Source organism: Sulfurimonas sp., from assembly GCF_028694605.1.
Classification (GTDB): Bacteria; Campylobacterota; Campylobacteria; order Campylobacterales; family Sulfurimonadaceae; genus Sulfurimonas.
This window is the reverse complement of the sequence record NZ_JAQVKP010000010.1, coordinates 17,913-32,255: the sequence shown is the minus strand read 5'-3', so window position 1 is coordinate 32,255 and position 14,343 is coordinate 17,913. Positions and strand designations below refer to the sequence as shown.

The 14,343-nt window shown below is 38.7% G+C and carries 17 protein-coding genes; 13 read left to right on the top strand and 4 right to left on the bottom strand.

Annotated elements, in window-relative coordinates:
- Window positions 1-89: 89 nt before the first annotated feature.
- Genes PHY84_RS07240 through PHY84_RS07230 form a run of 3 tightly spaced genes read left to right on the top strand, consistent with a single transcriptional unit; the run spans window position 90 to window position 2,470 of the window.
- Window positions 90-1,112 (top strand): ribonucleotide-diphosphate reductase subunit beta, encoded by a 1,023-nt coding sequence (locus PHY84_RS07240; RefSeq protein ID WP_299858706.1) that lies wholly within the window; start codon window positions 90-92, stop codon window positions 1,110-1,112.
- Window positions 1,099-1,839 carry a carbon-nitrogen hydrolase family protein gene (locus PHY84_RS07235; protein ID WP_299858705.1) on the top strand — a complete coding sequence of 247 codons (741 nt, stop codon included), beginning with the start codon at window positions 1,099-1,101 and terminating at the stop codon, window positions 1,837-1,839. Before PHY84_RS07240 ends, PHY84_RS07235 begins: the two co-directional genes overlap by 14 nt.
- Window positions 1,823-2,470: a protein-L-isoaspartate(D-aspartate) O-methyltransferase gene (locus PHY84_RS07230; RefSeq protein ID WP_299858704.1), complete on the top strand. Its 648-nt coding sequence runs from the start codon at window positions 1,823-1,825 to the stop codon at window positions 2,468-2,470. Before PHY84_RS07235 ends, PHY84_RS07230 begins: the two co-directional genes overlap by 17 nt.
- Window positions 2,471-2,472: 2 nt before the next feature.
- Here PHY84_RS07230 and PHY84_RS07225 read toward each other — a convergent pair whose 3' ends face one another.
- A complete protein-coding gene (locus PHY84_RS07225; RefSeq protein ID WP_299858703.1) occupies window positions 2,473-3,144 on the bottom strand; it encodes a hypothetical protein in 672 nt (223 codons plus the stop codon).
- Between the two features lie 122 nt (window positions 3,145-3,266).
- Between PHY84_RS07225 and PHY84_RS07220 the strand changes: the two genes are divergently transcribed.
- The 4 genes from PHY84_RS07220 to PHY84_RS07205 are packed head-to-tail and all read left to right on the top strand — an operon-like array spanning window position 3,267 to window position 5,976.
- Window positions 3,267-4,100: an FAD-dependent thymidylate synthase gene (locus PHY84_RS07220; protein WP_299858702.1), complete on the top strand. Its 834-nt coding sequence runs from the start codon at window positions 3,267-3,269 to the stop codon at window positions 4,098-4,100.
- A 3-nt stretch (window positions 4,101-4,103) separates the two neighbouring features.
- Complete coding sequence (locus PHY84_RS07215) at window positions 4,104-4,331, top strand: hypothetical protein (protein WP_299858701.1); 228 nt, start codon at window positions 4,104-4,106, stop codon at window positions 4,329-4,331.
- Window positions 4,328-4,882: an alkylphosphonate utilization protein gene (locus PHY84_RS07210; RefSeq protein WP_299858700.1), complete on the top strand. Its 555-nt coding sequence runs from the start codon at window positions 4,328-4,330 to the stop codon at window positions 4,880-4,882. Before PHY84_RS07215 ends, PHY84_RS07210 begins: the two co-directional genes overlap by 4 nt.
- On the top strand, window positions 4,882-5,976 hold the full coding sequence (locus PHY84_RS07205) for a deoxyguanosinetriphosphate triphosphohydrolase (protein ID WP_299858699.1): 1,095 nt from the start codon (window positions 4,882-4,884) through the stop codon (window positions 5,974-5,976). Before PHY84_RS07210 ends, PHY84_RS07205 begins: the two co-directional genes overlap by 1 nt.
- Window positions 5,977-6,010: 34 nt before the next feature.
- Here the strand turns inward: PHY84_RS07205 and rpsU are convergent, their stop codons facing one another.
- A complete protein-coding gene (gene rpsU / locus PHY84_RS07200) occupies window positions 6,011-6,223 on the bottom strand; it encodes a 30S ribosomal protein S21 (RefSeq protein ID WP_299858698.1) in 213 nt (70 codons plus the stop codon).
- 423 nt (window positions 6,224-6,646) lie between these two features.
- Here rpsU and dnaG point away from each other — a divergent pair, with 423 nt between their 5' ends.
- Window positions 6,647-8,299, top strand: coding sequence for a DNA primase (gene dnaG / locus PHY84_RS07195; RefSeq protein ID WP_299858697.1), 1,653 nt, complete (start codon window positions 6,647-6,649; stop codon window positions 8,297-8,299).
- Here dnaG and PHY84_RS07190 read toward each other — a convergent pair.
- Complete coding sequence (locus PHY84_RS07190) at window positions 8,289-9,158, bottom strand: hypothetical protein (RefSeq protein WP_299858696.1); 870 nt, start codon at window positions 9,156-9,158, stop codon at window positions 8,289-8,291. The two genes, dnaG and PHY84_RS07190, sit on opposite strands and share 11 nt — an antisense overlap.
- A 167-nt stretch (window positions 9,159-9,325) precedes the next feature.
- On the opposite strand from PHY84_RS07190, the gene PHY84_RS07185 reads away from it, so the two are divergent.
- Genes PHY84_RS07185 through PHY84_RS07170 form a run of 4 tightly spaced genes read left to right on the top strand, consistent with a single transcriptional unit; the run spans window position 9,326 to window position 12,424 of the window.
- On the top strand, window positions 9,326-10,579 hold the full coding sequence (locus PHY84_RS07185) for a HipA domain-containing protein (RefSeq protein ID WP_299858695.1): 1,254 nt from the start codon (window positions 9,326-9,328) through the stop codon (window positions 10,577-10,579).
- Window positions 10,579-10,965 (top strand): helix-turn-helix transcriptional regulator, encoded by a 387-nt coding sequence (locus tag PHY84_RS07180; protein ID WP_299858694.1) that lies wholly within the window; start codon window positions 10,579-10,581, stop codon window positions 10,963-10,965. Before PHY84_RS07185 ends, PHY84_RS07180 begins: the two co-directional genes overlap by 1 nt.
- A gap of 45 nt (window positions 10,966-11,010) precedes the next feature.
- Window positions 11,011-11,991: an argininosuccinate synthase domain-containing protein gene (locus tag PHY84_RS07175; RefSeq protein ID WP_299858693.1), complete on the top strand. Its 981-nt coding sequence runs from the start codon at window positions 11,011-11,013 to the stop codon at window positions 11,989-11,991.
- A 16-nt stretch (window positions 11,992-12,007) separates the two neighbouring features.
- Window positions 12,008-12,424: a hypothetical protein gene (locus tag PHY84_RS07170; protein WP_299858692.1), complete on the top strand. Its 417-nt coding sequence runs from the start codon at window positions 12,008-12,010 to the stop codon at window positions 12,422-12,424.
- On the opposite strand, the gene PHY84_RS07165 is transcribed toward PHY84_RS07170, so the two are convergent.
- Window positions 12,411-12,650 carry a hypothetical protein gene (locus PHY84_RS07165; RefSeq protein ID WP_299858691.1) on the bottom strand — a complete coding sequence of 80 codons (240 nt, stop codon included), beginning with the start codon at window positions 12,648-12,650 and terminating at the stop codon, window positions 12,411-12,413. The two genes, PHY84_RS07170 and PHY84_RS07165, sit on opposite strands and share 14 nt — an antisense overlap.
- Before the next feature lie 69 nt (window positions 12,651-12,719).
- On the opposite strand from PHY84_RS07165, the gene PHY84_RS07160 reads away from it, so the two are divergent.
- Window positions 12,720-14,336: a flagellar hook-length control protein FliK gene (locus tag PHY84_RS07160; RefSeq protein ID WP_299858690.1), complete on the top strand. Its 1,617-nt coding sequence runs from the start codon at window positions 12,720-12,722 to the stop codon at window positions 14,334-14,336.
- The last annotated feature ends 7 nt before the right edge of the window (window positions 14,337-14,343 follow it).

Here is a 14,343-nt window from a genome sequence, read left to right as displayed (position 1 = left end):
ATTTGAATTAGACAAATTTGTAAAGTATATTTAAAGACGGATTTTTATAGAAAAAGATATAATCCTATACTAAAATTTTAGGAGAAAAAATGAACAGAAAAAAAATATATAATCCTGAATCAAATGAAAATGTAAACGACAGAAGAATTTTTGGCGGTAATCCTACAGGCATTTTTGAACTCAACGATATCAAATACCAGTGGGCTTATAATCTTTGGGAGATGATGCTTAACAATACATGGTTTCCAAAAGAGGTTGATATGACACGTGACGTGAGCGACTACAAACAGATAACCGATGTGGAAAAAGCGGCTTATGATAAAGCGCTCTCACAGCTTATTTTTATGGATTCTCTTCAAACAAACAACCTTATAGACAACATCAACCCTTATGTGACATCCCCTGAAATCAACTTAATCTTAGTGCGTCAGTCTTTTGAAGAGGCGCTCCACTCACAAAGTTATGCGGTCATGGTTGACAGTATCTCTGCAAACTCTAAAGAGATTTACGACCTTTGGAGACGTGACATGATGCTAAAAGGTAAAAATGATGCAATCGCAAGAGTTTATGAAGAGCTATCTAAAAACCCGACAGAACATAACTTTGTCAAAGCATGTTTCGCAAATCAGATTTTAGAGGGCATATACTTTTACAGCGGTTTTGCTTATATCTATACACTTGCTAGAAGCGGCAAGATGCTAGGCTCCGCACAGATGATACGTTTTATCCAAAGAGATGAAGTGACACACTTGGTGCTTTTTCAGAACCTTATAAATTCGCTTAGAAAAGAGAGACCCGACCTATTTACGGAGCAGCTTAAAGCTGAGGTAATAGAGATGTTCAAAGAAGCAGTGGCACTTGAAGTGGCGTGGGGAAAATATATAACCGGCGGACAGATTTTGGGGCTTACAGATGCCATCATAGAGCAGTATATCCAGTACCTAGCCGATGACAGACTTGCATCAGTTGGGTTTGCCAAGCTTTACAATGTCACAAACCCTATCAAATGGGTGGATGATTTTTCAAAATTCAACGACCAAAAAACAAACTTTTTTGAGGGAACGGTTGCAAACTACTCAAAGGGAAGTTTGACTTTTGATGATGACTTCTAAGATAAGCGAATACAAGCTCTGTTCACTTCTTTTTGATACAACAAAAGATTATCACGCAAATCTCAAAATTCTCTTAGAACTTATAGAGAGCAGAGAAGAAAAGTCCCTCATAGTGGCTCCGGAAGTATGTTTAACGGGCTTTGATTATGAAAATTATGAAGAGGCTGTGGCATTTTCTCATCCGGCGAATGAAGCACTCAAAACTGCATCGCATGGGAAGATAATAGTTCTTACCATGCTAGAGAAAAGAGATGGCGAAGTTTTTAATTTTGCCAAGATTTTTCATAACGGCGAAGTTGTTTTTGAGAGAGCAAAAGCAAAACTTTTTCGCTTTGGCGAGGAGCATAAGTACATGTCTGAGGGAAGCGGTGATGAGGTGCAGATTGTCACGGTCGATGGCATAAAGATAGGTGTTCTTATCTGTTTTGAACTTCGCTTTAAAGAGTTTTGGCAGAGGCTTGAGGGGTGTGATGTTATCGCTGTTCCGTCGTGGTGGGGAGTTTTGCGAACAGAGCATTTCAGGGTGCTGACAGAGGCGCTTGCGGTGATGAATCAGTGTTATGTCGTTGCAAGTGATTCGCAAAATGCGGAGTGTACAAAATTAAGCGGTATAATCAGACCTCATGGAGAAGCAGAACGTAACGGGGCAAAAGCCTCTTTGGAAGTTTGTTACGATAGAAAAGAGATAGTGGCAATGAGAAGATATATGGATGTCGGCATTGGATAAAATAACCGCTATAAAAACTACAAAATTGGCAGAGGAATGCCATAAAAAATTTCCTCTTGCTCAGAGTGTGAAAGATGCTATTGCCAAAACAAACAGAGAGGAGTTTGTTCCTGCCGGTTTTAGACACAATGCCTATAAGCTTGATGCACTTCCTATGGGGTCGTCACAGTGGATTAGCTCCCCGCTTACCGTTGCCAAGATGACACAATATTTGGAGCCGAAAAAAGAGGATAAAGTTTTGGAGATAGGGTGCGGAAGCGGTTATCAGGCGGCAGTTTTGTCACATCTTTTTCGCGGTGTTTTTACCATCGAGAGGATTGAGCCGCTTATCCTTGAAGCAAAACAGCGTTTTAGAAAACTTGGCATAAACAATATCCACACAAAGCTTGATGATGGGCAAAGCGGATGGGCGCAATATGCACCGTTTGAGCGTATCCTTTTTTCTGCAACAGCCAAAGAGATACCGCAAAAGATTTTTGATCAGCTTAGTGACGGCGGCATTTTGGTTGCTCCGATGCAGAACGGCTCAAAGCAGATAATCGTTCGTTTTAGAAAAAAAGGACAATCTATACAAAAAGAGGAGCTTGAGGGATGCGATTTTGTCCCCATTTTAGATGGAATACAGAAATAACGCTAAAGAAGCTCAAGTTCTGCTTTGATTTTATAGCTTAATGGTTTAAGTTCGTTGATTTTGCTGAAATTTGCTTTTGAGTATGCAGCTGTTATTTCTTTAAAATAGAGTTTATAGTTCTCAAGATAGCCCAGTAAAAAACTCTCTGCTTCATCATCAAGATATAGTTCCGTTATGGTTACAATAATTTCGCTCAACATATTGTCAAATTTTTTTTCAAGTGTAGGATTTGGCTTTTTTACAAAACTGTTTTTAATGCTGCTTAATTCTCTCCAGCCAGAAGAGAGCGCATAGAGACCTACGCTTGATATCTTTTTATTAAAAGCGTCGAGATTAGCAATACTGTTTTCATAGTGGCTTTTGAGTTTAGGCGCTTCTTTTTGAAGGTTTAGAGCGATTATATCGACAATAGCTGCATAATTTTGAAGATTTGCCGTAAGCTCCTGTTTTTTTTCTTGTGCTATTTTAAGGTTTTGTATCTTCTTTGTTATAGATGATACACTTGCTTTATGTGAGGGTATTTTGTCGTAATCTCCTCTCCAGATAATAGAGTTCGTATCATTGACGTTTTGTCTGAACTCCTCGATTAAAACTCCGCTTTTGTTCTCCTCTTTGGTAAATATAGAGGCGTTTAGAAGCAGAGACAGAGTAAAGATGCAGAGTAAAATTTTCATTTTTTTCTCCATAATTTTTTTTGCAATAGTAGATTTGATTTATTACGCCATTATTACAGAATCTTTGAATACATCAAGCATTTTCATTGTAAAATATGTCTAGTATAAGTGAGGGTGGTTGTATGGAAGAGATGTATGGCATAAAATATTCAAAACCTGAAGTAGTCTTGATGCAAGATACGGGCATAGGTGTGGCGGAAGCGGCAGCTAGAACTTGCTATGATTCATTTGAAAATAGTGAAAATGAGGCGATTAGGTTCATGGAACATGCTCTTTTGGATGAAGAAGCATGTAAAAAAATCAATGCCATAGAGGAGTCAAATCTCCTGCATGATTTGGCTTGGACGCATTTTCACCACTCGATTTTAGAACATGCAAATTTGAGTTTTCTGATAAGAGGAACTAGCAGAGGTGTTCTTCAAGAGCATGCACGCCATCGCATACAAGCCATAAGCGTCAGAAGTACGCGCTATACGATGAGTTCGGTTATAAATGCTTTTGTAGCTTCACAAACAACAGGGGATAAAGAGTTTTTTATCCAAAAAGTGCTTGGTTTTGATATGTTTGTAACATGTGATGAGGCTTACAACAGAATCGAAATAGGAGCGATGTACGATAAATTGTGTTTTCAGGCACAGATGATTACAGATTTTTATGAGATTGCGGTTGCAAAAAGTTCACTTGTTTTTTTAGAGCAGCACAAGGGTAATGCGCAAGCACTTTATGATGCGCTTGAGAGCGGAAAAAAGAAGCGAAATGTCGGCGATGCGTTTAAGCACATCATAAGTGATAATGTTAAAGTTGATATGGTGGTGACGTTTAATCTTAGAAGTTTGAAGAACTATTTCACACTTCGAAACAGCGGTGCGGCGTACTTTCAGATAAGATGGCTGGCTCAAGAGATGATGCGAAAAACACCATCAAAATATTTAGATTTGATAATCAAAAAAGGATAATATATGTGGAAGTATATTTTAGCGTCAAGTTTGTTGTTTAGCGGATGTTCTTACTTTGAGTTCAATGTTGCGATGTGTGAAAATATCGGTTCAAATGATGATCCTGCAAAAATAGAACAGTGCAGAAACTATAAGGAAGAGGAGGCGCAAAAAGCCTTTGATAACAAAAAGAAGAGTTCATCTGCACTTCCTGAGGATGCGATAGAATTTAAAAAAGAGGAGAAAAAATGAGTATTGAAAAAGAGTTGATTGCCAGAAGCGGCGGTAAATGTGAGCTTTGCGGCAGCAGTGAGGGTTTAAGTGTTTTTGAGATTGCACCATCGGACGGGAGTGCACAAAAGTCTATCTATCTTTGTGCAACATGCAAAGAGCAGGTAGAAAATCCCGACAAAATGGATGAGACACATTTTAACTGCCTAAACGAGAGTATGTGGAGTGAAGTTTCTGCTGTTTTAGTAATGTCCTACAGGCTTTTAAAGAGCCTTGGAAGAGAAGATTTGGTTGACATGATGTACATGGAAGAGGAGGTAAAAGCTTGGGCAGATGCCACTAGCGGCACTTCAAGCGGGGTTGTCGTTAAAGATGCAAACGGCGTTACCTTAAATGCGGGCGACAGTGTTGTTATCCTTAAAGATTTGGAAGTTAAAGGCGCAGGTTTTACCGCAAAAAGAGGTACAACGGTACGCAATATAACAATCCCGCAAGATGTCGAGGGACACATAGAGGGCAGAGTTAATGGAACAAAAATCTACCTCAAAACCGAATTTTTAAAAAAAGCATAATGAAGCCTGATTATAGATTTTACAGCATTGATGATGATTTTAGAAATCCCTATGCGAGAGACCGTGACAGAATCATTCACTCGGGGAGTTTTCGAAAACTGGAGTATAAGACACAGGTTTTTTTAAATCAGGAGGGCGACTTTTTTCGTACTCGCCTTACCCACTCCATAGAAGTTTCGCAAATCGCCCGCTCTATCACTTCACATTTGGGTTTGAACGAATCACTTGCGGAAGCTATTGCACTTGCGCATGATTTGGGGCATACCCCGTTTGGACATATAGGCGGCGATACGCTTGATGAGTGTTTGAGAGAAGATGGACACGGCAACGGATTTGATCACAATTTCCAAAGTTTCCGTGTCGTCTCTCGCCTAGAGAAAAGATACAACGGTTTTGACGGGCTTAATCTTACATTTGCCACGCTTGAGGGGATTTTAAAACACTCCTATCCTTATAAAAAGAGTTTTTTGCCACCTTGCATCGATGAGCAATTTCATCTTGAGACGCATCCGAGCATTGAGGCGATGGTAGTGGATCGTGCCGATGAGATAGCTTATATCACGCATGATATAGATGACGGGGTGAACTCCGGACTTATCCGTTTTGAGGATTTGAGGGAGAGTGCGCTAATCAAGGAGATTTTACAAAAGGTTAAAAACGAGGGCATAAGAGAGGAAGAGGATGAGATGTTTCGCTACCGCTTTGTCTCTCACCTTATCAACCATCTTGTTTACTCACTTATAGAGTACTCAAAAGACAAAATTGACAACACCAAAATTTACGCCGCTTCTCTTGATAGCAAGAGTGAGCTGCCTATAGGTTTTGATTCAAAACTTGAGACAGAGATAAAAAAACTCAAAAAACTCCTTTTTGCAAAACTCTATCAGCATAAAGATATTATGACAAAGATGTTTGCCGGAAAACAGGCGATTAAGGGGCTTTACAGCGGTTTGACGGAAGAGCCCAAAATGTTGCCGAAATTTTACTACAAACAGCTGGAATCAAAAAAGAAGCATAGGGTTATCGCTGATTATATCGCTTCAATGAGCGACAGATACGCCTTGTCGTTTTATAATGAGATGTATGGAAGATAAATGAGAAGATATATAAGCCCGAAGGCTTATATAATTAGAGGCGTGATTCGTAACGTCTTAGCATATAAAGACGTTTAAGCATTTTCTTGCGAGAAGCAATTAAGAATTTCTTACGCTTTTCAGTTTTCGTTTCGTGGAAACGACGAGCACGAGCTTCAGTAACGATTAAGTTACGGTCAGTCTGCTTCTTGAAACGGCGGTAAGATGCGTCAAAATTATCATCGCTGCGAAGATAGATACCTGGCATATCACATCACCCACTTTCTTTAAGATTTGAAAGCGAATTTTAGCATAAATAACTTTATTTAAAATTTTATTCTCAAATTTTAGAAATTTCCTTCTAAAATTGATATAAATCAATGAGAATAATTTTTAAATCAGATAAAATTTCTCCGATTTAAAAATTTAGAGCGTAATGCGTTCTTACCAAGGAAAACAGAATGAAAACAATCATTTTGACAATCACAATATTGTTAGGTGCCCTCCAAGCTGACAACGTAGTTCACTACGACACTCAAGAAACACAAACACCGATTAGCAAACCTAATCACCCGACTACAGATATTCACTAATATCTGGACTTTTATTTCTCCTTCTAAAATAGGTTTTTTACCGTTAACCTATTTTAGTACAATTTCCTTTTAACTATCACTTCTGTATAATCCCTTCTATGATAAACCAAGATTCCATTGAAGCTCTCAAAGCACGCCTTGATATTGTTGATGTTGTAGGCTCTTATCTTGAACTGAAAAAATCAGGCGCAAACTACAAAGCGCCGTGCCCGTTTCACGAGGAGAAGAGCGCCTCTTTTGTTGTCAGTCCCTCAAAGCAGATATATCATTGTTTTGGCTGTGGGGCGGGAGGCGATAGCATCAAGTTTGTAATGGAGCATGAAAAACTAAGCTATCCGGAAGCTTTGGAAAAACTTGCCTCTGTCTATAACTTCTCTCTTTCATACAGCGATGTTAAAAAAAACAAACCTCACTCGGGGATTATGCAAAAGATAGATGCGTGGTACCACTCTTTGCTTGTCAAAAATCAACAGGCTCTCTCTTATATCAAAGAACGCGGTATCTATGAGAGCAGTTTGGAAAAGTTTGGTGTAGGGTACGCGCCCGATTCTAATGCCACTATAAACTACATAAACTCTCAGTTTTTAAATATGAACGAAGCCATAGAGATGGGCATTGTCGGGTATGAGGGGAAGAGAGTTTTTGCGAGATTTATAGAGCGCATCACATTTCCGATTCATTCGCCAAATGGTACAATAGTCGGTTTTGGCGGCAGAACCATAACGGGACATCAGGCAAAATATATAAACTCACCTGAGACGCCATACTTTAACAAATCAAGGCTTCTTTACGCCTACCATCATGCAAAAACAACCATCCATAAGATAAAAGAGATAATCATCACAGAGGGGTATCTTGATGTTATCATGCTTCATCAGGCTGGCTTTACCAGCGCCGTGGCGACCTTGGGGACTGCACTTACTCCTGAGCACCTTCCCCTTTTGCGCAAAGGCGAGCCAAAAATCATCATGGCTTATGACGGCGACAGAGCTGGGCGTACGGCTGCACTCAAAGCGTCAAAACTTCTTAGTGTCAGCGGATTTAATGGCGGTGTTGTTATCTTCTCTGACGGGCAAGACCCTGCCGATATGGTCAAAAAAGGGGCTGTTGAAGAGCTATCTGCCATGTTTCGCAAACCTCGTCCGTTTATAGAGTTTGTTTTGGATGAGATTTTGTCGTTTTACAATCTTTTAGACCCAAAGGCAAAAGAGAGTGCACTGCAAGAAGCAACCGGATACTTAAAAACTCTCTCGCCGCTGCTTCAGGAGGAGTACAAATCCTATCTTGCGTCACGCTTAGGACTAAGTCCCTCTTTTGTCAAGATTGCAAGTACGGCAAATGTAAATCACAACAAAGCCCTCATAGACAAGAGCCGTCATAAAGATATGTGGGAGCTTGCCCTTATCAAGACGGTTTTGGAAAATCCTGCATTTATAGATCAGATTTTAGATGTTTTAGACCCGTCGCTTTTACAGTTTCACGCACAAGAGTTTGCTCTGGCACTCAAGGGTGAGGCGGCACATCCAGTACTTATGGCGATTTTGGTAGATGAACAAATTAAGCCGCTCCAAACGCAAGAGGCACTTAAAGCGGAACTGATTGCTTTTTTGATAAAACATTATGAGAGAGAGTATAAGAAAGTAAATGCGCAAACAGAGATGAACTTTGAACAAAAAGCTTTTTATATTCGCAAGGTGCGTGGCATAATCACACAGCTCAAGCGAGGAGTTCTCGTACCTTTTAAGAGTTAGGCTCTGAGTTTTCTTTTGGCTTTAACGCTTTTATAGATATCTTTCTTCCCTCTTTTTTTGGTGCTTCGGTGCTCTCTTTAGGTTTTCCGTCGTAGCGATGGTTTCTCTCGCCGCTTTTGCCGGAAAATTTTGCTTTGCCATTTTCGTCTTTGCCTAAGAATTTGTTTGGTTTTTTGTCGTATTTGGGTTTTTCACCCTCTTTTTTAGGTTTATCGTACTTTGGCTTGTCAAATGATTTGCTTTTAGACTTCTCGCCATCTTTTTTTGGTTTGCCATATTTTGGTTTTTCAAAAGATCTGTGCTCCGACTTTTCATCCTCTCTTTTTGGTCTATCTGACTTTTCAAAAGGTTTTTTGTCGCGCTTTGGCTTGTCGAATGGTTTTCGCTGAACCTTTTTTGCGTCACTTTTTGGCTTTAGAGACGGTTTTGGAGCTATTTTCATTTTTGGTTGTTCCGGATACTCAAAGCCTGTAACAACCTCTTGTCTGATAACTCTTCCAAGAAGTGTCTCTATGGGGTAGAGACTGTTTTGCTCACTTATATCAAGCATAGCAATTGCGCTATCTGTTGTTTTTGATAGCCTTGAGATGTAGATCTCTGCGCTTTGCGGTAGGTCATAGCTGATAAGCAGTTCACATTTTAGTTCAGGCAACCCCGCTAACTCCTCATCACTTAAAACAGTAACGTTTGGCTCTGTTATAGCCTCTTTTGTCAGAAGGCTGTTGTCGGAGAGTGCAATAACTATGCTTAAACCGCTGTTTTGAGAAAGCAACATATTAAGAAGAGCGAGTTTTTGCTCATTAGGACAAGGGTGGATACGGTGCTTGTTATGTTTGATAGTTATTTGATTGGTTGACATCTGAAGTCCTAAGAGGATATTTAGATGACATTGTATCTTACATTAGTTAAAGGGCACCTCTAAAGTTAACTTGTTGAAGCAATTAGATAGTTCACTTTATCATAAATATTTGTAGTTACATAGTGAAATTTGCTATAATTACAAATATTTATGTGTTAGGAGTGAATATGCAAAAAATTTCAATTTATATTTTTAATCATCATATAGCAGATATGTATCAAGAAGGAGATAGAGTATATCTTAAACTTGTAGATGATTTGTGCTATAAAGTAAGTCCTTTAATGTTAAGTTCTACTCAAAAAGAGATAGATACAACACATTTAGTACATCTTGAGAGAGTTGTAGGATTTATTAGTGATTCATTACCAGGGAATTTTGGTAATGAAATATTGAACAACTTCTTTTTACAAAACTCCAACAAATATCCAACTGTAAGTGATAAACTACTTTTTATGGGGAATAGGGGACTTGGAGCAATTACATATGAACCATCAATGGAAAAAGAAAATGGATTTATTGAAACGATAGAATTAAAATCTATGTTTGAAAAAGCTAAGGAGTTAAAAAAGGGGGGAGATTATCATTCATTGCAAGATGCTTTTTTGATAAGTGCTCACTCATTTGTAGGCGGTGCTAGAAGTAAAGCAGTAGGTGCAATAAATCTTGATACAAAAGAGGTATTTTTAGGTGATCGCACAAAACCACTAAAAGATGGATTTATACATGCAATTATCAAGTATGATGATACATCAAATGATGATGATGAAAATAAATCAACATATTCTAAAGTCGAGTATATTTATTATCGGCTTGCTAGAAAAAGTGGTATTGATATGGCAGATTGTTATTTGGTTCAAACTGATGATAAACACCATTTTGTGACTAAACGGTTTGATATAGAGCCAAGTGGAAAAAGATACCATGTTCATTCACTTGCAGGCTTACTTCACTTAGATTATAATATTCCAAGAATGATAGGGTATGAAGATTTACTTAGAACTGCTGTAAAATTAGGAGCATTAGGAAGTTTAAAACAACTTTTCTTGCAAATGCTTTTTAACTATATGTTTGTAAATCAAGATGATCATAGTAGAAACTTCTCTTTTATGTGTGATAGTGATTTTCGGTGGAGAGCCACACCCGCCTATGACTTAACATTTGCAAAAGGGGAAAAACAAACAGTAGAGCATCAACTATCATTATATGGCAAAGCTCTTTCACTTATTGATATTGATGATATTACTACACTAGCAACTGAATTTTCAATTGATTTAGAGTTTGTTGCAGCTTCTTTGCAAAATTTGAAAAACTTGCGAGACAATGAGTTGCCACAACTACTTAAAGATTATGGGGTTGTGCCATCAAAGCAAAAACAAATCATAGAACACACAAGCAAAAGAACACTACAAGGGGTACTGTAATGAGCAATGACCTTTTAAAAAAACTGCAAGCTTCGTCAGTAAAAGTAAAGAAAAAACTCAAAAATAAACTCAATCCAAATAGCGCTTTTGCTGCTCTTACAGATGAAGAGATAGCAATGGTCTTAGCACTTAGAGCAAAAGAACTAAGACTTTCTCAAAATAAAAAGCAGACCGACTTCGCAAAAGAAGCAAGCTTAAGTTCCCCAACAACATACTCTAACTATGAACAAAAGGGGAGTATCTCGATGATAAATTTTATTAAAGTGATGAGAACGTTTGGCAGGCTTGAAGAGCTTGAAAAACTATTACTGCCTACCACAAAAGAGAAGATTCAGAAGCTTGAAAAACAAAGAGTGAAACTTAATTTAAGCAGAAGAGATAAGTAGTGTATAATTCTATAAAATGAAATTATATATAGTACAAGGAAGAAGATGAAAGCAATCGCACTCTTTAGTGGCGGATTAGACTCGACTTTAGCATTAAAACTTATTATAGATCAGGGCATTGAAGTTTTGGCGGTCAATATCAACACAGGCTTTGGAAGCACCAAGGACAGATATGAACATATGCTCAATCTCTGCAAACAAGTCGGGGCAGAACTGAGAATTATAGACATTGAGAGCGAATTTTTACAAGATGTTCTTTTTGACCCAAAACATGGATACGGAAAAAACTTCAACCCGTGCATCGATTGTCATGCAAAGATGTTTGCGGTTGCAAAGAGAGTTATGGAAGCAGAGGGTGCATCTTTTCTCATCAGCGGCGAGGTTTTAGGGCAGCGTCCGATGAGCCAAAATAAAGAGGCTATGCAGACGGTACTTAATGAGAGCAACTGTAATGGACTTTTGTTGCGTCCTCTATCTGCTAAAGCTCTTGCACCGACAATCGCTGAGATAAACGGCTGGGTGGACAGAGAAAAGCTTGAGGGCATCGTGGGAAGAAGCCGTGATAGGCAGCTTGAGCTTGTAGAAGAGATAGGTCTTAAGGACTTTGAGAGTCCTGGGGGCGGATGTCTTTTGACGGATGAGAATTTTGCCAAAAAGATGTTTGACTTTATAAAGCATGATACTTTTGAGGTAAGAGATATCCCTGTAATGAAATATGGTCGCCATCTGAGACTTCCGGATGGGGCAAAGCTTGTTGTGGGAAGAAACAGAGATGAAAATGTGCATCTTCAAAATATCGTAAACGAGAAGTACTACCACATAAAGACGCTTGGACTTCCCGGACCTCATTCACTTCTTAGCAAAAGCGCAACAGAGGCTGACAAAGAGCTTGCGGCAAAAATCATCTTGACATATTGCAAAACAAAAGAAGATACGGCGTACAAGCTCTCTTTAGATGAAAAAGAGGAGATTGAAGCAACACCGTTTGCTTCAAGAGATGAGTTGAAACCTTATACAATTATGTAAAATTTGGAGGAAAGAGATGGCGGGAGTACATTTTGGATTTGATAATTTTAAAGAACTTTTGGATTTGACGGTAGGTTTGGCACAGAGGCTTGATGAAAACCGTGCAGAGAGTTTTACGCTTTTGTATTGTGATTTCTCAAATGTAGAGCAATCTGTTATTGATGCTTCTCTTAAGGAAATTTTGAGAAATTCTGATGCAATCGTAAATGATAAAGCGGATTATTTTTTTGTCCTTCCATATACAGACAAGTACGGTGCTCAAATCGTTAAAAAAATGTTTTCGGAGTTTTTTGCCCAAGAGCTTTACTCGCACATGGTTAGTTACCCAATTGACGGAGAAAATACACAATCGCTTGTGATTGAGCTAAGAGACGGTGTGAGCGTGCGATATCAAAATGATTTGAGATGTTTGGATGGTTTTAATCCCTACTAAACTCTTTAGACTTTTTATAAAATTCGATAGCATCCGCTATCGTCTGCTCTTTATATACCTTCTTGTCACACACTAATCTGCATTTTATCTTTATATTTTGAGAGGCTTGCAGATTGGCTTCACTCTTTTTTGTTTCATAAGCAGACATATCCATATTTTTTTTCGATGTCTCAAAGGGGCTTTGCGCCCACAACAATAACGGCAAAAAAAGAAGCAATGATTTCATAGACAAAATTATAGCTCAATTGGAATAGTAAATGCTAATAGTTCCAAAATCTTTGAAAAAGGAGAGGTTATGGTTTTGCTGGATATGAAAAATAGTAAGGCTTCATCTTCGTCTTTACCGTTCAATTTGTCGGCTTTAAGCGAAAAACCTTTAGTCTCGTTTGCTGATCTTTTAAAGGGTGTCGGCAACACAAAAGATATAAAAGCAGTTCAAAATGGCTCTTTGGTTTTGTCGCTTGATGAAAAGACAACTCTAAAAACAGAAAAAACTTCTTCAAAAACACAAATACTTGCTTCTCTTATGCAAAGCGAAGAGAAAAAAACTCCTAAAAACGGTGAAGAGTTTTTGGAGTTGAACCCTAAAGTAGTGGCAACGCTGGGTAAAGAGGAGATAAAAGAGCTTGTTCATAAAGCCAAAAACTACCTCAAATCAAAAATTCAAGAGAGTGACGGTTACAAAAAAGCCGAGATAAAAGAACTTCCGACAACACTTAGAGGACTTGTTGAGGTTGCTAAAAAATTTGATATTGACATAGCTAAGATAACATTTGAAGAGGTGCGCTCCAGTGCTAAAGATATCTCGCAAACGCTTGTGCAAGATGATATAGAAACAAAAATACCAAAAGAGACGCTGCAAGAGAAAAAAGAGCCCAAAGCAGAGACTCCAAAAGCTAAAGAAGAAGTTTTAGTAAAACAAGAGTTGAAAGCCGAACTTGCCCAAGAGAGAGAAGAGTTTAAATCTGAGATACCAAAAGAGACGGTGCAGGAGAAAAAAGAGCTTAAAATAGAAGTGCCAAAAGAGATGGTACACGAGAAGCGAAAGAGTGTAACCCCACAGAGTGAAGTTGCTGTTCAAACAGAAGCGCGAAGCTATGAAAAATTGAGAGAGATGCCCCAAGAGCTTAAAGAAGTGCCTCTTTTTAAGGCTCAAGCCGCACTTCAACACACTTCAACGGAGCAGATTGTACAAGCCAAGGTTGGCAACGTAGTACAAAAAACAGAGCAAAAAGTACAAAAAGAGAGAGCAGAGGATACACTCTCGCTTCTTCTTCGCGGTGAAAAACCATCTAGCGAAAATGTATCGCTAACGGCAGATTTTTCTGTCGCTACCGCTAAGGTAGTTGCCCCAAGTGCGTCTAATGATAACAAAAACTTAGAGCAGCTTTTGAATGGAGAGTCGTTTGCATCACAGCAAAATGAAACGCAGTCCGCAAAGTCAGAGTCTATAGCGACAAATAAAGCCGATAGTCTTGAAGTAAAGATAAATGAAGCAAAACAGATGATTAAGTACCTCTCAAATGATGTCAAAAGCGCCATCGATGACTACCGCTCTCCTTTTACAAGGGTTAAGGTGCAGCTCAATCCGCAAAACCTCGGAGAAGTTGATTTGACGGTGGTGCAAAGAGGCAAAAATCTGCATGTGAACATCAGCTCCAACAACACAGCTATCCAAACACTCTCTATGAACATCAACGAACTAAGAGTACAGCTAAATAACAATGGAATAAATAATGCTACATTTAATTTCAGCAGCGGTTCACAGAGTGGCGATGCAAGTACAAACGCAGGGCAACAGCAACGACAAAATGAGCAAAAGGCGCATCAAGAGTATAACTACTTTGAAAATGAAGATGCGCACGAAGAGATACTAAGCTCTTTAGAGATTATAGTTCCAAGATATATATAAGGGGTTA